Origin of the sequence: Eggerthella sp. AM16-19, from assembly GCF_003474385.1 — a bacterium.
Classification (GTDB): Bacteria; Actinomycetota; Coriobacteriia; order Coriobacteriales; family Eggerthellaceae; genus Senegalimassilia.
This window is the reverse complement of the sequence record NZ_QUCY01000014.1, coordinates 33452-57130: the sequence shown is the minus strand read 5'-3', so window position 1 is coordinate 57130 and position 23679 is coordinate 33452. Positions and strand designations below refer to the sequence as shown.

Sequence of the window (23679 nt, the reverse complement as noted above, 5' to 3'; positions counted from 1 at the left end):
CGGGAGCAAGGCGGAAAGAAAACGCCATCTTGCGAAGTTCACCCATCTATACGAAAGCCGGGATAAGCGCTTGTGCGTGTTCGAGGATGAGCACGGTCATCTGACGAGCGTTCGTGCTTCGCGCTTGGCGTGACGGACGGCTCTTCGAGTGTCGGCCGTCGTTCGCATAGCAATCCGAAGGCCTTGCCTATCAACTAAGAAGCCCCTTGCAACCTGGTTGCAAGGGGCTTCGGCGTTACTGTGATGCGTCGACTAGCGGGCCTTCGGCTTTTCCGGCACCGTTTTGTCCACGAAGTAGATCTTGTACCACATAAGGAACATGTAGACGATCCAGATCTTTCGGCTGCGGTCGGCGCCGGCCTTGTGCTCGTCAAGCAGTCGCACTAGCTCATCGGTGTTGAAGAACTCGCGCGCGATATCGCCGGTGAACCATTCCTTCACCTGGTTGTAGTAGCGGTCCTGGCGCAGCCAGTTCACCACGGGGACGGGGAAGCCGAGCTTCTCCTTCTGCGCCCAGTCCTTCGGGATGGCGCGCTCGGACGCCTCGCGCAGCGTGAGCTTGGTTTGCGTTTCGTTGGCCTTGAGCGGGGTGGGGATGGTTGCCGACACATCGAAGACGCGGCGGTCCAAGAACGGCACGCGGGACTCCAGCGAATGGGCCATGGACATCTTGTCCGTTTTCAACAGGATGTCGCCGACCAGCCAGAAGTACAGGTCGACATACTGCATGCGCGTGGTCTCGTCCAGGTCCTTGACCTCGGCGTATACCGGCGCGGTGAGCTGCTGGGGGGTGGGGGCGTTGCAGCCGCCGCGCAGCAGCTGGGCGCGCTCTTCCACGGTGAAGGCAACGCCATTGGCGTTGGTGTAGTACCAATCTTCGGGCGTTTCGCTGGCGCGCTCAAGGTAGTTCGCGCCGCGGATGCCCAGCTTGCGCATGACGCTGGATGCGCCGCGCAGCAGGCCCTTCGGGGCCCAGGACAGCTTAGCGTTGGAGAACGGCGTTTGGTAGATGCGGTAGCCGCCGAAGAACTCGTCGGCGCCTTCGCCGGAAAGCACCGCCTTGACCTGCGTTGCGGCGATCTGGTCCACGAAGTACAGCGCCACAGCCGAAGGGTCAGCCGAAGGCTCGTCCATGTGCCATTGCACGCGGGGCAGGCTTTCCCAGTACTCGTCCTCGCCGATGTACTTGTTGGTGTTGGCGATGTGCAGCTCGTCGGCAAGCTCGTGGGCCCACGAGATTTCGTCGCGCATCATGCCGCCGGCGCCTTCGGCGTTGTTGGCGGCGGCGTTCTTATAGCAATCAAAGCCCACGGTGAACGTTTTGATGTCGGGGTTTTCCTTGGCCAGGCACGCGGCCATGTAGCTGGAGTCGATGCCCGAGGACAGGAAGCTGCCGACCTCGACATCGGCCACGTTGTGGTAGCGGACGCTGTCGCGCACGGCTTCGTCGATGGCCTCGACGGTATCTTGACGGCTGCGCTGCGCATCGAAGTTGTACTCGGGACGCCAGTAGCGGCGCTCGGTGATGGACCCGTCGGCATGCACGGTCATGCAGTGCGCGGGAGCCAGCTTGAAGATGCCCTTGAAGAACGTCTCGGGAAGGGCGCTGAACTGGAAGCACAGGTACTGCTCGAGTGCCTCATGGTTGAGCTCGCGCGTGTAGTCCGGATGCTCGAGGATGCACTTGATCTCGGAAGCGAAGATGAAGCGGCCGTTTTGCTGCGTGTAGTAGAACGGCTTGATGCCGAAGAAATCGCGGGCGCAGAACAGCTCGCGCGAATCGCGGTCCCAGATGGCGAACGCGAACATGCCGCGCAGGCGGTCGAGCACGCCTTCGCCCCATGCCAGATAGCCCGTGAGCAGGACTTCGGTGTCGGAGTTGGTTTGGAACTGCCAGCCCTGCGTCTCGAGCTCGGCGCGCAGATCGCGGTAGTTGTAGATCTCGCCGTTGAACACGATGGCGAAGCGCCCCTTGGCGGCAGCCTGCTCGGGCGTGCCGCAGGGGGTGCCATCAAGGCGCAGCGCCGGCGAGGTGATGACGGCGGCGTGGTCGCCCGTGGAGCGCACCATGGGCTGGTTGCCGTTGGCAAGGTCGATGAGCGAAAGGCGGCGATGGCCCAAGGCGATGCCGCTTTCGGCGTCGATATACTGGCCTTCGCCGTCGGGCCCGCGATGGGCCATGACGTCGCACATGGCTTTCAGTGTGGGCAGGCTTGCATCATCAGCCTGCGTAAATCCGCAGATACCGCACATGGTGAGGCATCCCTCCAATCGTATATAAAGGTAAGGTTCATCATAACGAATGGAGTGGACGGTGGCACGCCTCCCGCGAAAAGCGCAGATTTTCCGACGAGCCCGCGGCATGCGCGGCGGCGGTTGCGCGGCGCATGCTACACTGCGGGGAAAGGATCGCTTGCGCGAAAAGAGCGCCTGCGCTGGTCGGCTGAAAGGGATTGCGGGAAAAGGCTCGCCTGAACCGGTGGGCCGGTGACGCTTGCGGGGAAAGCGCGCTTGGAACGAAAGGGCCCGCGGGCGGGAAGGGCTTTCAGCGCCCGCTCGCCCGCGTCGTGTCTTGTTCGGTCTGTTGGGACGACGGCGGATCGCTCGCAAAGGCGTTCGCGACGTTGAAAACGTTGACGGGGAAGGAGCGTGTCATGAAGGTGCATGTGGAGGTGGATGGCGGCCTGTTGGCGGATAGGTTCGGAAAGTATGCGCCCGAGCCGGATCGGCTGGAGGGTTTTCCCGTGCGTTCGTTTCCCATCGAGATAAACGATGTGCCGCAGGAGGCACGGACGCTTGCTCTGGCGTTCATCGATTACGACGCGATCCCCGTGGGCGGCTTCTGCTGGATCCACTGGACCGCGTGCAATCTGCCGGCGACCACCACGCTTATCCCCGAGGACGCCAGCCGCACGGGGGCGGTTGATATGGTGCAGGGCCGCAACAGCAATTGGTCGCCCATGGCGCACGGTAGCGACAACCCGCAAGTGCACTCCCGTTACTGCGGTCCGCAGCCGCCTGATGCCACGCATAGCTACACGTTGAACGTGTACGCCCTCGATTGCGAGCTGGGGCTGCCGGAAGGCTTTTATCTCAATGAGCTGCGTCGCGCGATGAACGGCCATGTGCTGGATCAGGCGTCCGTGGAGCTGCCGAGCCGCGCGTAGGGTCGATGCGGTGCGCAGCGCCTTTTGATTCGCCCGATAAAGGGGATTCTTACAGTAATGAAACGGATTCTGTGGTTTGGCGTTGTATGGAGTAGCGCCGCAGGTGGGGTATTTTACAATGACGGGTACGCAATAGGGCGCCTGTCGTCTTGACGCTTGGGCGTGGGCGGTCTGCCGTGGGGCTGGCCGCCCGCGCTTGTTTTCGCGATGGCGCCGCAAGGTTATGGAACCGCGCTCGATAGCGCCGGCTATGGAAGAGGTACCGCCTGCTATGAAAAACGTTTTGCACGTGCTCGGCCGCGACCTGCTGCGCCTTTTGAAGGCGCCGGCCGCCCTGGTGGTGGTCGTGGTGCTGGTCGTGCTGCCGTCAACGTACACGTGGTTCAACGTCATCGGCTTTTGGAACCCCTATGACAATACGGGAAACATGCGCGTATGCGTGGTGAATCAGGACGCCGGATCCGAGAACGACTTGATGGGTCAGATGAACCTGGGCAACCAGATCGTGGACACGCTGCATGAGAACAACCAGTTGAAATGGGAGTTCACCGATTACGACGACGCGATGCGCAAGGTGGAATCGGGCGAGGTGTATGCGGCGTTCGTCATCCCCGAGGACTTCACCGCCAACTTGTTCACCATTGTGACGGGCGATTTTCAGCAGCCTAACCTGCGGTATTACGTTAACGAGAAGATGAACCCCGTGTCGCCGAAGGTGACCGATGCGGGCTCCTCCACCCTTGATGAGACCATCAACAGCCAGTTCGTTTCCACGGTCAGCTCGGTGGTGGCGGACACGCTCAACGATAAGGTCGCCGAGGCCGAACAGAATCTGAGTACCGCGCAGAACAGCTCTGCCGCGCAGCTTTCGCGCGCCGTCGATTCGGTTTCCGATGCGCGTGCGACTGTGAGCGGGTTGGCGGCGTCCACCGAGGAGGCCCGCCAGAAGGCGCAGTCGGCGAAGGGCCAGCTTGAGCAGGCTCGTGCCGACGCGCAAACCGTGCAGGACCAGCTGCAGCAGGTGAGCGACCTTTCCTTGACGCTGCAAAACAGCCTGGGCACGTTCACGTCGGTGGCCATGCCCGGCATGTCGAACACGAACCTGATGCTGTCCCAGGTCGCCTCGCAGGCGGCTGGCTCGATCACCGATGCCTCCAACGCCATATCGGCTGCGCAAGGCACCGTGGACGCCGCGGCAGATCGAGCCCAGGGCGTGCTGGACATGAACACCGCCGTCATCGAGCAGCTGCAGATCGTGCACGATCAGATGCCCGACTCCGATCCGAACAAGGAGCAGCTGCGATTCGCCATCGATTCCCTGACCGCCCGCAACGCCGAGCTGCAGCGTGACCTGAATGATCTGAAGACGCTTAGCGGCGACGTAGATGCTACGGCCGCCAGCGTCGCGGCCGCCGCCAACACCGTCAACGTCGCCGCGCAAAACGCCATCACGGCTTCGGGGGCTTATCAGCAGCAGCTGTTCGGCAGCGCCCTGCCGCAGGTGAGCAACGGCATCTCCCAGGTCGGCATCGCCGCCGCCGGCCTTAAGGGGGCCATCTCGAACCAAGGCTACCTGATCGACGAGACCTCGGGCGTGATCGACCAGCTGTCCGGGACGCTGCACGTGGCAGGCGATGCCATGGCGCAGACCGACGTGCTGCTGTCCGGCCTTGAGGGGACCATGCGCCAGGCTCGCAACGACGTGTCCCTGCTGGGAACGTCCTCCGCGGTGTCCGAGCTGATGGACAACGGGCGCATCGACCCCGGGAAGATCGCCGAGTTCATGCAGGCTCCCACGCAGGTGACCACCGAGAAGCTGTATCCGCTCAACGCCTACGGTTCGGCCATGGCCCCGCTGTTCATCAGCCTGAGCCTGTGGATCGGCACGTTGATGTTGTGCGTCATCTTGAAGCTGGAGGTCGACAAGGAAGGCGTGCCGGGCCTGACGGTGATGCAGGGCTATATCGGCCGTTGGCTGTTCTTCGCTTTGCTGGTGACCCTGCAGGCCGTGGTGTGCGTGACGGGCTGCCTGCTCATCGGCGTGCAGGCAGCATCGGTGCCGGCGTTTTTCGCGACGGCGGTTTTGCTGTCTCTTTCCTACCTGTGCATCACGTACACGCTGTCATCGTCGTTCCAGCATATCGGCATCGGCCTATGCATCATCATGGTGTTCGTCCAGATCCCGGGCGGCACGGGTTTGTACCCGGTCGAGATGACCGACGCCTTCTTCCGCACGGTATACCCCATGTTCCCGTTCACCTACGGCATCAACGCCTTGCGCGAGACCATCGGCGGCTTCTACGGCACGCAGTGGCTGGGTTATTGCGGGGTGCTGCTGCTCATTGCGCTGTCCATGGCGCTGGTAGGCCTGTTCGTGCGACCGCATCTGACCAACCTCAACCGCCTGGTGGCGAAGGAGATCAAGCAGAGCGACCTGCTCAACGTCGAGGAGGCATTGGTTCCCGAGCGACGTTATCGTATCGGGCAGCTTATCCGGGCATTGTCCGACCATGACGAGTTCCATAATACGGTGCGTCAGCAGGCCGATACGTTCCTGAGGCATTATCCTCGCTTGAAGCGCGGCGCGCTCATCTTAGGCATCGCCGTGCCGGTGGCGGTCTCGGTGGTGTTCGCCGTGACCACTACCGAGAAGGTGGTCATTCTGACAGCATGGCTGACCTGGTTGGTCATCCTTATCGGCTTCTTGCTGGGATTGGAGATGGTGCGCGACAACATTCAGCGCCAGGCGTCCATCGACAGCATGAGCGATGACGAGCTGCGCGGGCATCTGGCTGATCGGGGCAAGAAGGTGGTCAAGGAATTGGTGCCTGCTGCTATGTCGACGGCCCGCGTTTCGGTGCCTGTCGATCGCTCCGCCCGTGCGGCGGGCGTGTCCGTGCCGCTGCCGCCTGTGGGCGTGGCTGCCGACGACCTGACGGACCAGTCTGCCTCTGCGTGCAGCGCCGAGGATGCCGGACAGGGCGCTGCCCGCAAGCCGAAGGATGCTCCGGGTAAAGGCGCATCGCTGATGGACTTGGCGGCAAAGGGCAGACCGGCGTACTTCGACGGCCCGTTTTTGACCGACGAGGAGGCTCATGGTGAAAAGGGCGGAAACGGCAAGGGCGATGTGGAGCTGCTCGAGGCGGAGATGCCCGCTCTTGAGCTGAGCGCCGAGGACCTTGAGGCGCTTGCGCAGCGCAAGGCTGAGCGCGGCAAGCACGGGAAGAAGCATAAGAAGAAGGGCGATTCGAAGAAGGGGGGCGGCCATGCGTAACGTGTTCAAGCTGTTCTCCTACGATATCAAGCACCTGTTCGGCAACGTGATAACCGTGGTCATCGTCTTGGGCCTGGTGTTCTTGCCGTCCATTTTCACGTGGTACAACGTCATCGCGTGCTGGAACGTGTTCGACAACACGGGCAACCTGAAGGTGGCCGTCGCCAATTCCGACGAGGGATACCAAAGCGACCTGCTGCCCACGAAGATCAACGTTGGCGACAGCGTGGAGTCGGCGTTGCGCGCCAACGACCAGCTTGACTGGGTGTTCACCGACGAGGAGGACGCCATCGACGGCGCGCGATCGGGCAAGTACTATGCGGCGGTGGTCATCCCGCAAAGCTTCAGCTCCGACATGATGAGCTTCTACTCCGACAACGCCGAGCACGCCGAGCTCATCTACTATGAGAACGAGAAGAAGAACGCCGTGGCACCGCGCGTGACCGATCAGGCGTCCAGCAAGGTTGCCGCCCAGGTGAACACCACGTTTGCCGAGACCATCTCCGATGTGGCCCTGGGGCTGATCGATTCGCTGGGGACGGTGGCAGATGATGCCGATGCGGCGGGGCAGGTGGCCAAGCTCTCGGGCACCATATCCTCGTCCGCCGATCAGATGCGCACCGCAGCCGACGTGCTCGAGTCGTACGCGAATCTGGCGGGGACGGCGCAGGCGCTCGTAGGAAGTTCCACCCAGCTTCTGGGCAATGCGCAAAATGCGGTGAAGGATGCGCAGCAGCAGGCCTCGGGGGCGAAAAGCGGCGCCGAGACCATCGGCGATGCGCTGACGACGTCGGTCTCGTCCTTGTCCGATGCCCTGGCCCAAAGCTCCGACGGCTTCAACCAGGTGCCCGCGGCCATCGATAAGGTATATGCGCAGGTGGATACCGATAAGGCCAACGCCGCGCAAAGCCTTCGCGACCAGGCGGCCGACGTGGATTCCCAGATAGAGCGCTATCAGCAGCTCATCGAGGTGCTTGAATCCATAAAGCCGCAGCTTGACGAGCAGTACCGCCCCGCGGTGGATGCCGTGGTGTCGCAGCTGAACACGTCCATATCCTCGCTTGGGAAGCTGCGCGACAGCTTGACCTCGGCGGCGGACAAGATGGCTACCGGCAACGACCCGGAATCCTCGTCCCGTGCCGATATCCAGGCGAAGCTCGACGAGGCGAAGGCGAACGCCGACAAGCTGAAGAACGATTACGAGAACAACCTGAAGCCGGGCCTTGAGAGCTTGGCGAGTTCGGTGGCGCAGGCGGCCCAGTCGCTTTCGGCGCGCGCTTCGCAGCTTTCCGGCGTGGGCGACGGCTTGAACGGCGCCGCGTCCTCGGTGGCGTCCGACCTTGCGGGCGCGCAGAGCGCCATCCGCTCCATGTCAGATGAGCTGCATGGGTCGGCCGACAAGATGTCGGCGTTGTCTCAGCGCGTCAACGAGGCGTTGGCCAGCGGAAACGTGGAGCAGCTGAAGCAGATCATCGGCTCGGACCCCGAGGCCCTCGCCAAGGCGGTGTCCGCACCTGTGGGGGTGGAGCGCATCGCCGTGTTCCCGGTGGAGGACTTCGGGTCTGCCATGGCGCCGCTGTATACCACGCTGGCCCTGTGGGTGGGGTCGTTGCTGATCATGGTGCTGCTGAACCCGGTTCCCTCCGAGCGCGCCAAGCGCGAGGCGGGGCTGGTCGACCCCAAGTCTTGGCAGCTGTTCTTCGGGCGCTACGGCGCGCCGTTCGTATTGGCCTTCATGCAATCGACGGTGGTGTGCCTGGGCAACATGCTGTTCGTGGGGGTCCAGGTTGCCAACCCGCTGCTGTACCTTGTGTGCTTCTGGACGGCGGGCTTCGTGTTCAGTTTCATCGTCTACACGCTGGTGTCGCTGTTCGCCAACCTTGGCAAGGCGCTTGCCGTGCTGCTGCTCATCATCTATGTGACCGGCGGCGGTGGCAGCTTCCCCTTGCAGCTGCTGCCCAGCTTCTTCCAGGCCGTCAGCCCGTTTTTGCCGGCGACGCACGTCATCAACGCCATGCGCGCGGCGAGCATGGGCGTGTACCAGAACGATTTCTGGGTGCAGATCGGCACAGCGCTCGCCTTCGTCGTGCCGTTCGTGATCATGGGCATCCTGCGGCCGGTGCTCTCGCGCTTCACGTATTGGTTCGTGGAACAGGTGGAGAAATCGAAGGTGGTTGCCTAGCCGGCGGCAGTTGGGAAGGCTGGTTTCTCGGGGCGCGGTCCGGTTTCGGGCCGCGCCCTTTTTCGCGTATGTGCGCGTTCGGCCCCGTTCGACGGTTCGTCTTGCCTTGCGGCAGGGTTCCGATCGCGGGTCAGCGGCCCGTCGCGCGCTGCATGGAGTATAATCATGAGCAGGTTCAACACGGTGCGTTACCTGCTTGGACGACGGCAACGTAACGGTTGGGTCCGAAAGCAAGGCGCCAAGGGGCAAGCCTTGCGTATCCGGCGATCGTCCGCCGGTTTCAAGCCTGCGCGGCGGGGTGCCGCTGGGCGCTTTTGAGGGAAGGAGCCCGTTATGATGTTCCGTCATGTCATGGTCCCCTATGATGGGTCCGATCACGCGAAGAATGCTCTGAACTACGCCAAGGACCTGGTTGCCGGCGATGCCGACGCCAAGCTGTCCGTGGTGCATGCCGTGCCGTCCAGCTACATGGGCGTGGACCGCATGGGAACCGATGGCGCGCTTGACGGCGTGCCCTACGGCATGCTGGATTACGAGGAGTATCAGGGCGTGGTCAAGCGCGTGCTCGACGAGGCGCAGAAGCGCGTTGCCGAGGATTTGGGCGATGCTCTGGCCGATCTGGGCGATCGTGCCCAGGTGGAGGCCGTCGCCGGCGCTTCCCCTGCCGATGCGCTGTCGCGCTACGCTGAGGAGCATGATTGCGATCTCATCGTCATGGGCCGTCGCGGCCTGGGCGCCATCCGCGGCATGCTGGGCAGCGTCAGCTTCGGCGTGCTGCGCGCCACCGATGTGCCGGTGCTTACGGTGAAGTAGCCTTCGCCTGTTGTTTTGGCCGATAAGCCGTCTGCAACGCTTGCCGTTGCGGGCGGCTTTTTCGCGTTTCGGGGCGTATGACAGGACTCGAAACGCCTGCCTTCGAATCGGGCGCGTCCGACATTATGGCGATAAAGCATTGCTGAACCGCGTCGGGCGCCGGGGTGTTGCGGAGACAGGGCGTCGCGTTTCGGGGCGTTGCGGAGATGGGGCGTTGCGCGGCAGCGCGCCTGCCTTGCCCCAAGCGGGCGCTGCCGTTGCGTTAAGCCGCTTGCGCCCCCAGCGCCCAGCGCACCAGCATCTTGCCTGCGACGACGCCCAGCACGCATGCGGTCAAGCTGCCGAGCGCATAGGCGCCGCCTATGGCGTATTCGCCGCGCTCGAGCAGGTCGAGCGTTTCAAGCGAGAAGGTGCTGAACGTGGTGAATCCGCCGCACAGGCCGGTTTTCAGGAACAGCACGGCGTTTGAGGGCAGCATGCCGGGGCGGACGTTGGCCGCTTCCACCACGGCGCCGATGACCACGGCTCCCGTGAAGTTGATGACGAAGGTGATGAGCGGGAATTGCCCCTGATAGGGGAGCAGTCCAAGCAGATAGCGTGCGATGGCTCCGCAAAAACCGCCTGCCCCGACGCATAATGCCGCGATCATGGCACATCCTTTCCAATGCGTGTTCTTCAGGTTCGTATTGTAGTGCAACCCGTTGCCGTATGCGTTGGTTGCTAGACTGGACGGGAACGAAAGGAGCTGACCATGGCGGATGAGATGATGGATAAGGACCCGGCTTCGACGCAGATGGTATCGGCGGAGGCGGGCGTCGCCCCGGCCGATGTGCGTGCGGCGCATGATATGGCGGCGTTCGTGCAGGAGTGCCCGAGCATGTTCCATACGGTGGCGGCCATGCGGCGGCGTTTGGATGAGGCCGGTTTCGCCTATCTGCCCGAAAGCAAGCCGTGGGAGGTTCGGCGCGGCGGGCGCTACTACACCGTGCGCAACAACTCGAGCATCATCGCGTTCAAGGTCGGCGCGAAGCTTGACGCGTATCGCTTCCAACTTACGGCATCGCATTCCGATTCCCCGACGTACAAGGTAAAGGCGGCTCCCGAGCTTTCCGGTTCGGCGGGCTATTTGCGTCTGAACGTGGAAGCATACGGCGGCGTGATGGATCACACCTGGTTCGACAGGCCCTTGTCCGTTGCCGGCCGCGTGTTGGTGCGTTCGGGTAACCGCGTGGAAAGCCGCCTGATCGCGCCAGATGCCGATCTGCTTATCATTCCTCGCGTGCCCATCCACCTTGATCGCGAGGCGAATTCCCGTTTTTCCCCGAACCGTGCCGTCGATCTGTGTCCGGTCATGTCGGCAGGGGCGCTTCAGCCCGGGTCCTTCGATCGGCTGGTTGCCCAGGAGGCGGGCGTCGCGCCCGAGCAGGTGCTTGCGCGCGACCTGTTCCTGGTGAACCGTCAGCAGCCTTCCGTGTGGGGCTGGCGCAACGAGTTCATAAGCGCTCCGCGTTTGGATGACCTGGGGTGTGCCTACATCTCCCTTGCCGCGTTCCTGACCGCGGGCAACGACGATGCCGTCTCGGTGTTCTGCTGCTTCGATAACGAGGAAGTGGGCTCGAATACCAAGCAAGGCGCCATGTCGACGTTTTTGCGCGACTGCCTCGAGCGCGTGAACGCGGGACTTGGGTTCACGCTTGGGCAGCTGCGGTGCGCGCTGGCGAAGAGCATGCTGGTCAGCTGCGACAACGCCCACGCCGTGCATCCAAACCATCCCGAGCTCTACGACCAGGGCAATCGCGTCATGCTCAACCGCGGTCTTGCGGTGAAGGAAGCGGCGAACCAGAAGTACTGCACCGATGCCTTTAGCCGTGCGGTGTTCTGTGCGATATGCCAGGATGCGGGCGTGCCCTTGCAGCGCTTTGCGAACAGAAGCGACATGCCGGGCGGGTCGACGCTGGGGAACCTGTCGAATATGCAGGTGAGCATGCACGCTGTCGACGTGGGCCTGCCTCAGCTGGCCATGCATTCCAGCTATGAGACGGCCGGCGTCGCCGATATCGCCTTGGGAACCGCCGCGTTGGAGGCGTTCTATAACGCCGACGTGTGCATCGAAGACGCCGATTTCGCGGAGCTGCGACCATAGGGGTGTTGGATACGCGGCCGGATCGGCGGGTTGCAAGAATGCCGATTGTAAGGTGACGATTGCGTTAATGGACATAATGCTGCAATATGGGGTGTTGCACGCAGGCAAGACGAGCTCGCGTGCAATGATGCGATTCGCAAAACGATAGGAGTATTTTGCAGCAGCAACCTGTCGGCGCCGATGCGCCTTGTGTTCATATCATCACCGATTCAGCCTCTGACCTGGTACAAGGTGAACTCGATGGCGTAAGCGCCGTCGTGCCGCTTTCCATCGCGTTCGGCGATAAGGAGTATTTGGATGGCGTGGACCTGTCGCATGACCGGTTTTACGAGAAGCTGGTGGAGTCCGATGAGCTTCCGCGCACCAGCCAGGTGTCGCCGTTCGCGTTCTCGCAGACGATTGAGGGCGTGCTCGGCGCGCCCGACGTCGGCGGCTCGGACGAGGCGGTGGTCATCACGTTGTCGGCGAAGCTGTCGGGCACGCACGAGAGCGCGCTCGCCGCGGCGCAGGCGTGGGGAGGTCGCGTGCACGTGGTGGACTCCACGAATGTGACCATCGGGCAGAAGGCGCTCGTGGCGTTTGCGGTGCGCTTGGCGAAGCAGGGCATGTCGGCGGCTCAGATCGTCTCCGAGCTCGACGATGCGAAGGGCCGCATCCGCTTGGTCGCGCTGCTTGATACGTTGGAATACCTGCAAAAGGGTGGACGCATCTCCAAAACGGCGGCATTCGCCGGCGGCGTGCTGTCCATCAAGCCCGTGGTCGCCATCCAAGACGGCGCCGTCGCCGTGCTTGGCAAGGCGCGCGGTTCGAAGAAGGGCAACAACCTGCTCATCCAGCAGGTGAAGGAGGCCGGCGGCATCGACTTCGACATGCCGTTCTTCCTGGGCTATACCGGCTTGGGCGATGATCTGGTGCGCAAGTATATCGAGGATAGCCGCGAGCTGTGGGAGGACCATGTGGAGAGCGTCGGCTATTCCACCGTGGGCGGCACCATCGGCACGCATGTGGGGCCGGGCGCCGTGGCGCTGGCGTTTTTCGCCGAGCAGTAGCGCACCGCCGTCAGGTATTTTGCCCCGGCATCGTAACCGAGTGGTTACGATGCCGGGGCTTTTTTATCCGCGGCCGGGCGCGGAATGCGATCGGCGATAGCCGAAACCTTTTTTGCGGCCGTTTTGGTAGCATATACCTCCATACGCGTATGACCTGCAGTTTTAGTGGTATTACCCGCGATATTCCGTATGTTATGCGAGGGGGTTGCAATGAGTCCGAGCATCGAGCAGCTTGATCGTTTCGTAAGATCGGCGCGTGCGGGTTCCTACAGCGCCGCTGCGCAGGAGCTGTACGTTTCCCCGCAAACCGTTTCGAAATCCGTCCATGACATGGAGCACAAGCTCAACATCGTGCTGTTCGAGCCGACAGGGCGCCGTCTGCGCCCCACCGCCCGCGGCGCGCAGGTGCTCCATCGCGCCTCCGAGGTCCTCGAGGGAGTAGACGATATCCGGCGCATCTGCGGCGACGGCGGCCTGTCGGGCGCGGCGGGGACTTCCCGGTTGCGTGTTGCGGTGGCCAGCTCCCCTTTGCGTGGCAGTGTGATGGCCGAGCGCGATTTCCGCGGTTTCCGGCGCCGCTGCCCGCATATCGCGCTCGACGTGTCCTTCCTTTCCAGCGGTTCGTGCTTGTCGGAGCTGGAATCCGGTGCGGTGGACGCGGCGGTGGTGGCGGGACGCCCGGGGGCCGAGGGGCTTGTGTCGGAGCGCGTGGGTGCGGTCGAGCTGCGCCTGTTGGTGTCGCGCGGGCATGCGCTTGCCTCACGCAAGTCACTTGCCCTTGCCGACCTGGAAGGCGCCCTGCTTGCCGAGCCGTATGATTCCCGCTGGCTTAAGGCGACGGCGCTTGAGCTCCTTTCCCGGCACGGCGTGCGTCCGCGCATGGCGTCGCTGGAGATGTTGGCGGCGCGGCATCATGGCTTTCTCCATGAAGACGGAGGGGCGGTGCTCGTGATATGCGATGGCCGCTATCCCGAGCAGTTCCCGGATGTGGAGGCGGTGCCGTTCGCGGAAGGGGAGGGCATGGAGCTGCCCACGTACCTTGCGTGGCGACGGGAAGCGCCCGCTGCTCGGATGGCCGCTTTGGCGGAATGCTTGCGCGATTCGAGGTAACGGCCCGGGGCGGGTGCGCCGATCAGGTGCGCCTGCCCCGGGCTTTTCGCGTCCTGGAGGCATGCGGCCGCGGTGCGAACCGGCGCTGGCAAGGCGGTTGCCTTGATCGCGGCGTTCCCCCCTCCTTGTCGACCATCGTGTCGGTAAACGGCCGAAACGGTCTCTTTTCCGGGTAAACAGAGCGATTTAACGAGCAAATTACACTATCTGGGTGATGGAATACCCCCGTTGTTTTCGATATGGTTACCGTTAGAAAGCAAGGGATAAACGCTTAAGGAAAAAGGGAGGGCCTGTGAATACGAAGACGAAGCGTCGCATGATGGCGGTAACCGGCATCATCGTCATCGTGCTGGTCGTGATCTTGGCCGTCGTCGGCGGCTCCGGCGTTGCGAAGTCGGCCACGGTCGCCGACGCCGTTGCGGGGAAGTACGCGGACCAGAAAATCCAAGTGACGGGCAACGTGGTGGAGAACTCCTACGCCACCAACGACAACGTGCTCACGTTCGCCATCTACGACAAGGACGGAAACCCCGGCGATCGGCTCGAGGTGCGCTACGAAGGGGGCGTGTCGGCCACGTTCGGCAACGATGTGACCGCAATCTGCACGGGCAAGATCGCCGACGACGGCGTGCTGCATGCTACCGAACTGGTGACGAAGTGCCCCTCGAAGTACGAGAACGCCTCGAGTGCGTTGAGCGTCTCCCGTCTGCTCGAGTACGGCGATGAGGTCGTCGACAAGCCGGTGAAGGTTTCCGGCACCGTGCAAACGGGCTCCCTGAAGGCCGCCGGCGAGGGCGATCGCTTCGTGTTGGCCGATCCCGATTCCGGCAAGACGCTGCCCGTCGCGTTCGACGGCGCGCTGTCCGACGAGATCGCGGAAGGCAGCTCGCTCGTGGTCACTGGCAGTCTTTCTGCCGACGGCAAGTTCGCCGCCACCGATGTGGCGCTTGAGGGTTAGGAAGAGGTTTCACGCATGTCGACTATCGGCCTTATGGGCCTGCTGGTGGCGTTCGCCGGCGTGGCCGTATCGGTGCTGTGCCTGCTTGCGGGCGCGATTTTGGGGCGCAAGGGGGAAAGCTCGCTTGGCGAGACTCTGACATGGGGCGGGCATATCGCCTCCATCCTGACCACGGTGGCGCTCACCGTATGCTGCGGCATCCTGGTGTACTGTTTCTTCGCGGGCGACTATTCCATCGAGTACGTGCTCAAGCAGCATAGCAACGCCGAGGGCACGCTCGGCTGGCTGTTCAAGCTGTCCGGCCTGTGGGCCGGCCGCGAGGGCTCGCTGCTGTTCTGGGCGTGGCTTATCAGCGTGTTCAACTCCGTGGTGGCCATCCGCGACCTCAAAAGCCCGCGCAAGCTGGATTCCATGGCGCTTATGGTGTCACAGTTGGTGTTGGCGGCGTTCGTGGGCGTGCTGCTGTTCAGCGAGAGCAACATGCCGTTCACGGTCACGCCTCAGAAGTACTACAACGCCGACGGTTCGCTGACCAATGCGGCCAGCATGTTGGGCATGAACTCTCTGTTGGAGCATTGGGCCATGGCCATCCATCCGCCCACCTTGTTCGTGGGATATGCGGGCCTGACCGTCCCGTTCGCCTATGCCATCGCCGCGCTCATCGTGAACGACCCGTCCAGGGAATGGGTGGTGCGCAGCCAGCGCTACGCCCTGTTCTCGTGGCTGTTCCTGGGCATCGGCATCGGCCTTGGCGCTGTGTGGGCCTACGTGGTGCTCGGCTGGGGCGGCTATTGGGGCTGGGATGCCGTGGAAAACGCCAGCTTGCTGTCGTGGCTGGTGGGCGTGGCGCTCATCCATAGCTTCACCGTGTACCGCCAGCGCGGCGCGTTCAAGCGTTGGAGCATCATGTGCGCCTGCATCACGTTCGCGTTCGTCATCGTGGGCACGTTCATCTCCCGTTCGGGCCTGGTGCAGTCCGTGCATGCCTTCGAGGGCGACCCGGTGTCGCTCGTGCTGTTCGGCGCGCTCATCGTCGCGGCGCTGCTGGCCGGCATCGTGGGCCTGGTCGTTCGCTGGAAGAGCTTCGGCCCGGCCGCCGATGGCTCCGACGAGGTGGAGAACCTGCTGTCCAAGGAAGGCGCCTATTACTTCAACAACGTCATCATGGTGGTGTTCGCCACGTTGCTGGCGTACCTGACCGTGTCCTCGGCGCTGCCTGAGTTCCTGCCGTTCGGCGGTCAGACCGTGTCCTCGGGCACGTTCAACGCCATCGCCCGCCCGCTGGGCGTGGTGTACCTGGCCATCCTTGCGGTGTGCCCGCTGTTGGCCTGGGGCAAGACGCTGCGCTCGAAGTTCCTGAAGCAGGCGCGCATCTCCGCCATCTGCGCGCTGGTCCTGTTCGCGGTGCTGGCGGTGTACTGGGCCACGTACCTGGTGCCCAGCTATAACGCCATCCTCGCCGCAGGCGGCACCGCCGCCGAGGAGCTGGCAAGCGATGGCCCCGCCTGGTACTACAACGGCCTTGCGCTCGTGGGCTTCCTCGTGGCAAGCGTGCTGCTGTTCAACTCGTTGTTTATGTTGGGCCGCATCGTGCGCTCGTACAAGGAGTCGCATAGCTGCGGCGCTGCGGCGGCCTTTGGCGGGTGCCTGCGTAACCGCCCCGCAAGCTTCGGCGGCTTCCTGTCGCATGCGGCCATGGCCGTCATCCTGGTCGGCCTGATCGGCTCGTCGATGTACGTGACGGAGAAGGTCGCCTACATCGGCTACGATGAGGCAACCGATACCGCGTCCGAGACCTTCCAAATCAAGGACTACACGCTTGAGTACGTGTCCAATTCCGTGACCGAGGTGAACAACGGCGACGCCATCATGTACACCGTGAACTACGATGCCTACAAGGACGGCGCCTTCATCGGCCAGGTCAGCCCGAGCGTGCAGCTGGCACAGAAGACACAGCAGCAGAAGCTGGTCGCCAGCGTCATCTCGCTGCCCACTGAGGATCTGTTCGTGGTGTACCGCGGCGTGAACAACGACGGCGCGTTCTCCATGGATGTGCGGGTCAATCCGCTCATCTCGCTGGTGTGGGCGGGCTTCGGGCTGCTCATGATCGGCGTGTGCGTGGCCACGGCGGGCCGCAGACGCGCTAGCCGCAAGCTCACCGACGAGCAGCGTGTCGCCGCCGATGAGGCGTTGGGCGAATCGGCGGCGGGCGCGGCATAGGCGCCCGAAGCCGACGCGGCCGCTCGTGCGGCGATCGTCATTTGCGTTAGACTGGCGTGCAAAGCGTTCGCACGCATCCAAGATGCAGGGGAAGGGGGGCCGATGGAGGAAACGGCTGCCATCAGGACAAGGAAGCTGTCGAAGGTGTTCGGCACGCGCAAGGCGGTGGATAAGGCGTCCATCGAGGTTCCGCAAGGGGCGTTCCTTTCCATATTCGGCCCCAACGGCGCCGGCAAGACCACGCTGCTGCGCATGCTGTCCACGCTCACGCGCCCGACCGACGGCTCGGCAAGCCTTATGGGTATCGACCTGCGGGAAGACCCCGAAGCGGCCCGCGGGCGCATCGGCCTTATCTCGCATAACGCCATGCTCTATCCCGACCTTACCGCCGAGCAGAACCTGCTTTTGTATGCGAAGCTTTATGGGCTGGCAGATCCGCAGGCGCGCGTCATGGAGCTGCTCGAGGCCGTCGAGCTGAAGCACCGTCGCCTTGACGTGGTGCGCACGTTCTCACGCGGCATGACGCAGCGCCTGTCCATCGCCCGTGCCCTGATCCACGACCCCGACGTGGTGTTTTTGGACGAGCCGTATTCCGGCCTTGATCCGCACGCCGTGGACATCTTCGATCAGCTGATCGAGAAGCAGCGCGAGGGCCGCACGTTCGTCATGGTGAGCCACGACCTGCGCAAGGGCTTCGACATGTGCACGCATGCGTTGGTGCTGGCGCGCGGGCGCGTGGTGACGTTCGGGGCGAAAGATCAGCTTGATTTCGAAGGGTTCTCCGAGCTGTACCGCTCCACGGTGGGAATGGGGGTGTCGTAGATGGCGCGCAAGCCAAGCACGGGCGCCGATCGGGTGCGCGCCGGCCAGGTGGCCCTGAGCGTGCCCAGCACGTTCGCCCAGTATAAAACCCTGCTTGCCAAGGACCTGCAGCAGGAGTTCCGCACCAAGGAGATGCTCATGTCCATGAGCATCTACGCGTTGCTCGTGCTCATTGTCTACGGCGCGGCGCTCGGGCAGACGGCGCAGGCGACCGATGTGCTGCAGCTGTCCGGCGGCCTTCTGTGGGCGCTTATCGTGTTCACGTCGCTGTTGGGCCTGAACCGCTCGTTCAACCATGAGAAGGAGCAGGGCTGCATGGAGGGCATCCTGCTCGTGCCCATGGACCGCAGCGTGATCTTTCTGGCGAAGGCCACCTCGAACCTGTTGTTCCTGCTGGTGGTCGAGGTGATCGCCGTGCCGCTGTTCTGGTTCTTCTTCCTGACCACCGCCCAGCCCGGCCCCGATTTCATGCTCATGGCGGTGCCGCTTGCGGTGGGCACCATAGGCGTGGCGGGCATCGGCACGCTGCTGTCCACCATCACCGTGAACACGCGCGGCAAGGACGTCATGCTCGCCGTGCTGTTCGTGCCGCTGATCTTCCCGCTGCTCTACGCATGCGCTTCGGCCACCACCGCCGTGGTGGTGGGCGCCGAGGGGTATCTCGACGTGTTCACGCAGTCGATGGCGCTTGCCGGCGGCTACGACGTCATCATGCTGCTGGTTAGCTGGGTTCTGTATGATTTCGTTATCTCCGCATAGCTTTTGACCTGCGATCTTCATAAGGAAAGGAAACCAATGACGAACAAACCGGTGAAGCTGCCCGAGGCGGGGCAGTGGCCCGACAAGGTGGCGCCGTGGGCGCTGCTGGCGGGCATCGTGCTCTCCACGCTGGGCTTTCTCATGGCGTTTCTGTACGCCGGGCCCGTCAACGGAGCCGCCGTCGACGGCGTGGAGCTGATCGGTGGGCAGATGGTGGCCAACAAGCTGCTGCTGTCCCAGAAGATCTTCTACTTCCATATGCCGGTGGCCCTAGTGTCGTTCTGCTCGCTGGCGTTCGCGTGCTATTACTCCGTGCGCTTTCTGGCTACCAAAAACCAGCGCTTCGACACGTGCGCGAAGGTGTGCATGGAGATCTCGCTCGTGTTCGTCGTCTGCACCATGATCACGGGCGATCTGTGGGAGCGCTTCGAGTGGGGCGTGTGGTGGACGTGGGAGCCGCGCCTGACCACCTACCTCATCCTCATGCTCATCGTCATCGCGTACTTCGTGCTGCGCAACGCCATCGACGAGCCTGAACGCCGCGGCGTGTACGCCGCCGTCATCGCCATCATCGCCATGGTCGACGTGCCCATCTGCTTCATGATCACGCGCCTCATCCCCTCGAGCGTGCATCCCGTGGTGCTGCGCGAGGGCGGCATGTCCGGCGATATGGGCATGACCGTGGCCGTGTGCTTGGCGGGCCTTCTGCTCGTCGGGTTCGCGCTGTACCGTTTCCGCTTCCGCCAGGTTCGCCTGCAACAGCGTCTGCAGGCCCTCAAAGACGAGGTGGAGGTTTTGGAGGAGCAGCGCTAGGCGAAAGCCGACCGAGCCCCGTTACCCGTTAGCAAACGTTCGCGCCCCAGGGGCGCTTGATCGAAGGAGCATCCCATGAATCCCGTACTTGCCGACATCTACAGCACTGTCATCCCGTCCATGCCTTTCATCATCGCAGCCTATGCGCTTATGTGGGCCGTGCTGCTCATCTACGTGTTCGTTTCTGTCAGCGGTTTGAAGAAGACCGAGAAGCAGATCGCCGTGCTTGAAGAGGCTGTGGCGGAACTGAAGGCCGAATAGCCTGCGTGCTACAATTGCCGAAGCGAATCGACGAAGCGCCGCGTCTCGCGGCGCTTCGCGTCTATTCCCCCGAAGAAAGGTAAACCTTATATGAAGGCTATCATCCCCGCCGCCGGCCTCGGCTCGCGCTTCCTGCCGGCCACGAAGGCCCAGCCCAAGGAAATGCTTCTCGTCGTGGACCGTCCCGTCATCCAGTACATCGTGGAAGAGGGCCTGGCGTCGGCCGCCGACGAGGTGGTCATCGTGAACAGCCGCGAGAAGAAGTCCATCGAGGAGCACTTCTCTCCGAATCCCGAGCTGGTGTCCATGCTGCGCGAGCGCGGCAAGGACAAGTACGCCGACGCCGTGGAGCATGCCGGCAACCTTAACGTCAGCTACGTGTACCAGGACGAGCCGCTGGGCCTGGGCCACGCCGTGCACTGCGCTGCCGAGAAGACGGGCGACGAGCCGTTCTACGTGCTGCTCGGCGACGTCCTGGTCCCCGACAACAACATGTTGCCCGCCATGCAGAAGGTCTCCGACGAGCACAACGGCGCCTCGGTCATCGCCGTCATGCCTGTGCCCGATGACCAGGTGAACCGCTTCGGCGTCATCGCCGGCTCCGCCATCTCCGACGATGTGTGGAAGATCGACGGCCTGGTGGAGAAGCCCGCGCTTGAGGATGCGCCCTCCAACCTGGCCGTGTTCGGCCGCTACCTGCTGTCCGCGCGCGTGATGGAGCTTTTGGCCGAGGCCAAGCCCACCGTCGGCGGCGAGATCCAGCTGACCGACGCGCTGGACGCGGTGCTCAAGGAGGAGGAGATGTACGCGCTCGTCATCGATCCGCAGGACGGTTTCGACACCGGCACCGTGGAAAGCTGGCTGGAGACGAACAACATCCTGTTCGAGCGCAAATACGGCAAGAAGGCCTAAGGCCTTCGGCGAAAACCTGCGACGGCTGGGCCGCTCGGTGATGCACCGGGCGGCCTTTTCGTTGTCAGGGGGGCGGATCGACTGGGTAAAGCCGTGGATGTACTGGGCTTTAGGGAAAACGCGACCGCGAGGGGTCGGATGCCGGATGGCATGGTTGCGAATCCTTCGGCGTTCATGTGGCTTGAGGAGCCTGTGGGCGAGGTGCGGGAAGGCTCGAAAAAAGGAGCGGCCCCGGCAGGAAGGGGAACCTGCCGGGGCCATTAAGGAGGGGATATACGGTGCCGGTTCGTTGGCACCGATCAACTGCTTTTAAGGAGAAAGCAGAGCGACGGAGGAAGGAGGGGAACCTTTCCGTTCGCTGTTATGCAGTATAACCATCGACGTTGAAGGCGTTATGGCAGCGGCTTGCGCATTTTGTGAAGCGACCGGCGTTCTCGTTACGAGTTGATGAACAACGGGGTGCGACAGGCTTATCCGATGGTAAAAGGCGGGGCTCGTCAGGGTGGGATGTCGGCGCCCTGGCAGGTAAGGCGGCTTGCACGGATGCGGTCCGATATGCTCTTCCGCTTGCGACGTTGCACGAAGACCGGCTTCTCGGCGGCGCGGTTTCATGCGTTGGCGGTTTTTGCCCAAGAAAAGGGATGGGCCGCAAGTGAAAAGGGGGAAACTTGCGGCCCGAAAGGAGGGGAGGAACGATGCTTTAGCATCGCGATCTGCTATGGGGAGCAGACAAGCGGTGGAAAGGGGATGTCCCGCTTGCAAGGCTTACTATACCGGCCGATGTTGAAGCGGGCGTGTCCGGGGAGTGGCTTTGGGGTGATGCGCTCGTGAACGGAATGTGAATGCCCAGGAGACGCCGTTACCGTTCCGTTGCCAAGCGGACGGGAACAGGGTGGCATAATAGCCGTTTCCCCTGATAAAAGCCAATGTTCTCTTCTCGTAACCTTATGGAGCGCGGGTGTGGGTAGCGCTTGTGTGCCTGCGATGCCCCTTTGCCGGGCTCCTTTGGCCCTTTGGTATCATGTTCAGGTCGAAAGGAAACATCCATGCCTGATATCCAGCTGCGGTTCCACCGCGATATGCTCGTGCTGTCCAGCCCCATCGCTCCTGTGCTCGCGCGCCAAGGGTTCGAGCTCGACGGCGATGTGGAATATGCCACGCTTATGGAGCCGGAGGCCGTTGAGGACGCCCTTCGCCTGAACCTTATGGCGGGCGTGCAGTGCCTTGTCACCGAAACGGCCGGCATGACCCCGGCGCGCCTGGCGCATCGGGGCATGGCCGAGCGCCTGCCCGAGCTTGCCCGCGCCGCCGTCTCATGCGCCGCGAAGCTGCGCCCCCAGCATGTGCTGGTCGAGCTTGGGCCGTGCGGTCTGCCGCTCGATGCGTCCAGCAAAGCGTCGCTCAACGAGAACCGCGACCAGTATGCTCGCGCGGCGCGCGCCTTCGAGGGGCTTTCCCTTGACGGCTTTTTCTTGAACGGGTTCTCCAGCCCAAGCGACCTGAAGTGCGCGCTTATGGGTTTGCGCCAGGTCAGCGGCCTGCCCGTGTTCGCTTCCGTGAACGTGGGCGTCGACGGCATGCTGGCAGACGGCCGCCACGGCTTCGATGAGGCGCTCGATGTGATGGCCGAGTTCGAGGCGAGTGTGGCAGGCTTTTGCACGCAGGCCCCCGTCGAGCGAGTCTGCGAGCTTGCGCGGCAGGCGGCGAAGCTGCCCTTGCCCGTGCTCGCGCAGCTCGACGTCGTGGAGCACAACCCCCGTCAGCGTCAGGCAACGCCGGAAAACCCGTATCATCGCCCCGACGTCATGATGGAGGCTGCCCAGCACCTTCGGGCGGCCGGCGCGCAGTTCCTGCGCGCAACCGGCCAGGCCACACCCGCTTATGCCGGCGCCCTGGTCGCGGCGACCGAAGGCCTCGATGCGCATCGACCCGACGTGGAGGCATAGCCGCTATGGCGAAGCTTGCGACGAACACGCGCCGCAGTGAGCATTACGGTCAGCTGCAGCGCGTCGTTGATTCGGTGTTCGCCGACGGCGGGAAGTTCGTGCGGCGGCTTGACGTGGTCGTCACGGCCGAGTCGTTCGACCTGCCCGACGACCTCGACGAGATCATCGCCTTGTTGCCGCCGGGCACCTATACGCGCCAACGTCTGTGCGATCAGCTGAACTCGGCTATCGGCGGACATGCCTGGGGTCAGGTGTACGGTACCGTGGAATAACGGTTCTTGCGGGGTCGCGTCCCGGTTCGGGTACGGCCCTGCGGTTTGAAGCGGGTCATCCCGCGGAAGGGGCTTTCCTTATATGGAGGATTTCGAGCACGGCATCATATCGGCGGTGGGCAGCGCATGGCTGGGCATGCTCATAACCGCCGGAGTCATCATCGTGATCACGGCGGTGGTCGGGCATCTGCTCACGAAGTTCCTGCGCCGTGTGCTCAACTATTCCGACGAGCTGCCCTCGTCGTCGATTTTCATCAACATCGGCCGCGCCATCGTGTGGGTGGTGGGCGGATCGGTGGTGCTGTCCACGTGCTTCGGCGTGGACGTGTCGGCGGCCATCACGGCGCTGGGCATCGGCGGTATCGCCATCTCGCTGGGCTTCCAGGACACCATCTCCAACCTCATCGGCGGCGTGCAGGTCAGCTTGCTGCGCATCGTATCGCCGGGCGACAACATCTCGGTCGGCGGCGCTGCGGGCGTTGTGAAGGACGTGAACTGGCGCCATACCACCATCACCAACTCCAAGGGCGAGATGGTGGTCATCCCCAACTCCATCATTAACAAGACGTCGCTCGTGCACCTGCCTCCTCCGGGCAAGGTGACGCTGTCCCTGGTGGTGGAAGGCGGCGGCGAGGACCTTGACGAGCGGGCCGGGCACATCGAGCAGGCGGCGCTCGCCGCGGCGCGCCGGGTGGGCGCGGTGGAAGCGGCCCCGCGTCTGTGGTTCACCGAGGTGGTCGACGTCGGTTTCGCCGGGTCGCTCATCTTCACCATGGCAAGCGGCGATGACGCCACGCCGGCGAAGGACGCCGTGCTGCGCGCCATTGCGCCGCTGACCAGGCAATAATCGGATATCGCATACGAATGGGCCGAGGGTTTCGGAGGCGGTTGCTTCCGAGATCCTCGGCTTTTTGCGCGTTTTAGCGGGCTGCGCCCGCTTGTTTCGGCGTGGTTCGACGGCCTTGGCGGCATGCAGCT

Annotated in this window: 19 protein-coding genes; 17 read left to right on the top strand and 2 right to left on the bottom strand. The window is 63.3% G+C overall.

Going from position 1 to position 23679, the window contains the following annotated elements; translation table 11 throughout:
* Positions 1-252: 252 nt before the first annotated feature.
* Positions 253-2253 (bottom strand): asparagine synthase (glutamine-hydrolyzing), encoded by a 2001-nt coding sequence (gene asnB, locus DW178_RS06875; RefSeq protein WP_118350274.1) that lies wholly within the window; start codon positions 2251-2253, stop codon positions 253-255.
* 401 nt (positions 2254-2654) lie between these two features.
* Between asnB and DW178_RS06870 the strand changes: the two genes are divergently transcribed.
* The 4 genes from DW178_RS06870 to DW178_RS06855 all read left to right on the top strand — a co-directional run bounded on the left by DW178_RS06870 (position 2655) and on the right by DW178_RS06855 (position 9436).
* Complete coding sequence (locus tag DW178_RS06870) at positions 2655-3167, top strand: YbhB/YbcL family Raf kinase inhibitor-like protein (RefSeq protein WP_118350273.1); 513 nt, start codon at positions 2655-2657, stop codon at positions 3165-3167.
* Between the two features lie 271 nt (positions 3168-3438).
* Positions 3439-6441, top strand: coding sequence for a YhgE/Pip domain-containing protein (locus tag DW178_RS06865; RefSeq protein WP_158574093.1), 3003 nt, complete (start codon positions 3439-3441; stop codon positions 6439-6441).
* Positions 6434-8623, top strand: a complete 2190-nt coding sequence (locus DW178_RS06860; protein WP_118350271.1) for a YhgE/Pip domain-containing protein — start codon at positions 6434-6436, stop codon at positions 8621-8623. The genes DW178_RS06865 and DW178_RS06860 overlap by 8 nt, the downstream gene beginning before the upstream one ends.
* 333 nt (positions 8624-8956) lie before the next feature.
* On the top strand, positions 8957-9436 hold the full coding sequence (locus DW178_RS06855) for a universal stress protein (RefSeq protein ID WP_118350270.1): 480 nt from the start codon (positions 8957-8959) through the stop codon (positions 9434-9436).
* 262 nt (positions 9437-9698) lie between these two features.
* On the opposite strand, the gene crcB is transcribed toward DW178_RS06855, so the two are convergent.
* Complete coding sequence (gene crcB, locus DW178_RS06850) at positions 9699-10085, bottom strand: fluoride efflux transporter CrcB (protein WP_118350269.1); 387 nt, start codon at positions 10083-10085, stop codon at positions 9699-9701.
* Between the two features lie 102 nt (positions 10086-10187).
* On the opposite strand from crcB, the gene DW178_RS06845 reads away from it, so the two are divergent.
* The 13 genes from DW178_RS06845 (at position 10188) to DW178_RS06780 (ending at position 23548) form a co-directional block, all read left to right on the top strand.
* Positions 10188-11579, top strand: coding sequence for a M18 family aminopeptidase (locus DW178_RS06845; RefSeq protein WP_286168559.1), 1392 nt, complete (start codon positions 10188-10190; stop codon positions 11577-11579).
* Positions 11580-11734: 155 nt separating this feature from the next.
* Positions 11735-12628, top strand: a complete 894-nt coding sequence (locus tag DW178_RS06840; protein ID WP_118350268.1) for a DegV family protein — start codon at positions 11735-11737, stop codon at positions 12626-12628.
* A gap of 210 nt (positions 12629-12838) precedes the next feature.
* The gene (locus tag DW178_RS06835; protein WP_158574091.1) at positions 12839-13738 is read left to right on the top strand and encodes a LysR family transcriptional regulator; all 900 of its coding nucleotides are present in this window, start codon (positions 12839-12841) and stop codon (positions 13736-13738) included.
* A 292-nt stretch (positions 13739-14030) separates the two neighbouring features.
* Entirely contained in the window at positions 14031-14696 is a 666-nt protein-coding gene (locus tag DW178_RS06830) for a cytochrome c maturation protein CcmE domain-containing protein (protein WP_118350266.1), read from the top strand.
* Between the two features lie 15 nt (positions 14697-14711).
* Entirely contained in the window at positions 14712-16916 is a 2205-nt protein-coding gene (locus DW178_RS06825; protein ID WP_118350265.1) for a heme lyase CcmF/NrfE family subunit, read from the top strand.
* A 102-nt stretch (positions 16917-17018) separates the two neighbouring features.
* Entirely contained in the window at positions 17019-17738 is a 720-nt protein-coding gene (locus DW178_RS06820; RefSeq protein WP_118350264.1) for an ABC transporter ATP-binding protein, read from the top strand.
* Positions 17739-18497 carry a heme exporter protein CcmB gene (locus DW178_RS06815; RefSeq protein WP_118350263.1) on the top strand — a complete coding sequence of 253 codons (759 nt, stop codon included), beginning with the start codon at positions 17739-17741 and terminating at the stop codon, positions 18495-18497. It begins immediately after the preceding gene.
* Between the two features lie 36 nt (positions 18498-18533).
* Entirely contained in the window at positions 18534-19310 is a 777-nt protein-coding gene (gene ccsA, locus DW178_RS06810; RefSeq protein ID WP_118350262.1) for a cytochrome c biogenesis protein CcsA, read from the top strand.
* Between the two features lie 75 nt (positions 19311-19385).
* Complete coding sequence (locus DW178_RS06805; RefSeq protein ID WP_118350261.1) at positions 19386-19571, top strand: hypothetical protein; 186 nt, start codon at positions 19386-19388, stop codon at positions 19569-19571.
* Positions 19572-19661: 90 nt separating this feature from the next.
* Positions 19662-20483, top strand: a complete 822-nt coding sequence (locus DW178_RS06800; protein WP_114620535.1) for a UTP--glucose-1-phosphate uridylyltransferase — start codon at positions 19662-19664, stop codon at positions 20481-20483.
* 1046 nt (positions 20484-21529) lie between these two features.
* Positions 21530-22429: a homocysteine S-methyltransferase family protein gene (locus DW178_RS06790; RefSeq protein WP_118350259.1), complete on the top strand. Its 900-nt coding sequence runs from the start codon at positions 21530-21532 to the stop codon at positions 22427-22429.
* 5 nt (positions 22430-22434) lie between these two features.
* Positions 22435-22701, top strand: a complete 267-nt coding sequence (locus DW178_RS06785; protein ID WP_042434996.1) for a hypothetical protein — start codon at positions 22435-22437, stop codon at positions 22699-22701.
* An 82-nt stretch (positions 22702-22783) separates the two neighbouring features.
* Positions 22784-23548, top strand: a complete 765-nt coding sequence (locus tag DW178_RS06780; protein ID WP_118350258.1) for a mechanosensitive ion channel family protein — start codon at positions 22784-22786, stop codon at positions 23546-23548.
* The last annotated feature ends 131 nt before the right edge of the window (positions 23549-23679 follow it).

Excerpts from the sequence above, each read along its gene's own strand:
- asnB (WP_118350274.1), bottom strand. The coding sequence starts at position 2,253 with ATGTGCGGTATCTGCGGATTTACGCAGGCTGATGATGCAAGCCTGCCC.
- DW178_RS06870 (WP_118350273.1), top strand. The coding sequence starts at position 2,655 with ATGAAGGTGCATGTGGAGGTGGATGGCGGCCTGTTGGCGGATAGGTTC.
- DW178_RS06825 (WP_118350265.1), top strand. The coding sequence starts at position 14,712 with ATGTCGACTATCGGCCTTATGGGCCTGCTGGTGGCGTTCGCCGGCGTG.
- DW178_RS06860 (WP_118350271.1), top strand. The coding sequence starts at position 6,434 with ATGCGTAACGTGTTCAAGCTGTTCTCCTACGATATCAAGCACCTGTTC.
- DW178_RS06835 (WP_158574091.1), top strand. The coding sequence starts at position 12,839 with ATGAGTCCGAGCATCGAGCAGCTTGATCGTTTCGTAAGATCGGCGCGT.
- crcB (WP_118350269.1), bottom strand. The coding sequence starts at position 10,085 with ATGATCGCGGCATTATGCGTCGGGGCAGGCGGTTTTTGCGGAGCCATC.
- DW178_RS06855 (WP_118350270.1), top strand. The coding sequence starts at position 8,957 with ATGATGTTCCGTCATGTCATGGTCCCCTATGATGGGTCCGATCACGCG.
- DW178_RS06790 (WP_118350259.1), top strand. The coding sequence starts at position 21,530 with ATGCCTGATATCCAGCTGCGGTTCCACCGCGATATGCTCGTGCTGTCC.
- DW178_RS06820 (WP_118350264.1), top strand. The coding sequence starts at position 17,019 with ATGGAGGAAACGGCTGCCATCAGGACAAGGAAGCTGTCGAAGGTGTTC.
- DW178_RS06805 (WP_118350261.1), top strand. The coding sequence starts at position 19,386 with ATGAATCCCGTACTTGCCGACATCTACAGCACTGTCATCCCGTCCATG.
- DW178_RS06800 (WP_114620535.1), top strand. The coding sequence starts at position 19,662 with ATGAAGGCTATCATCCCCGCCGCCGGCCTCGGCTCGCGCTTCCTGCCG.
- DW178_RS06815 (WP_118350263.1), top strand. The coding sequence starts at position 17,739 with ATGGCGCGCAAGCCAAGCACGGGCGCCGATCGGGTGCGCGCCGGCCAG.
- ccsA (WP_118350262.1), top strand. The coding sequence starts at position 18,534 with ATGACGAACAAACCGGTGAAGCTGCCCGAGGCGGGGCAGTGGCCCGAC.
- DW178_RS06845 (WP_286168559.1), top strand. The coding sequence starts at position 10,188 with ATGGCGGATGAGATGATGGATAAGGACCCGGCTTCGACGCAGATGGTA.
- DW178_RS06785 (WP_042434996.1), top strand. The coding sequence starts at position 22,435 with ATGGCGAAGCTTGCGACGAACACGCGCCGCAGTGAGCATTACGGTCAG.
- DW178_RS06780 (WP_118350258.1), top strand. The coding sequence starts at position 22,784 with ATGGAGGATTTCGAGCACGGCATCATATCGGCGGTGGGCAGCGCATGG.
- DW178_RS06865 (WP_158574093.1), top strand. The coding sequence starts at position 3,439 with ATGAAAAACGTTTTGCACGTGCTCGGCCGCGACCTGCTGCGCCTTTTG.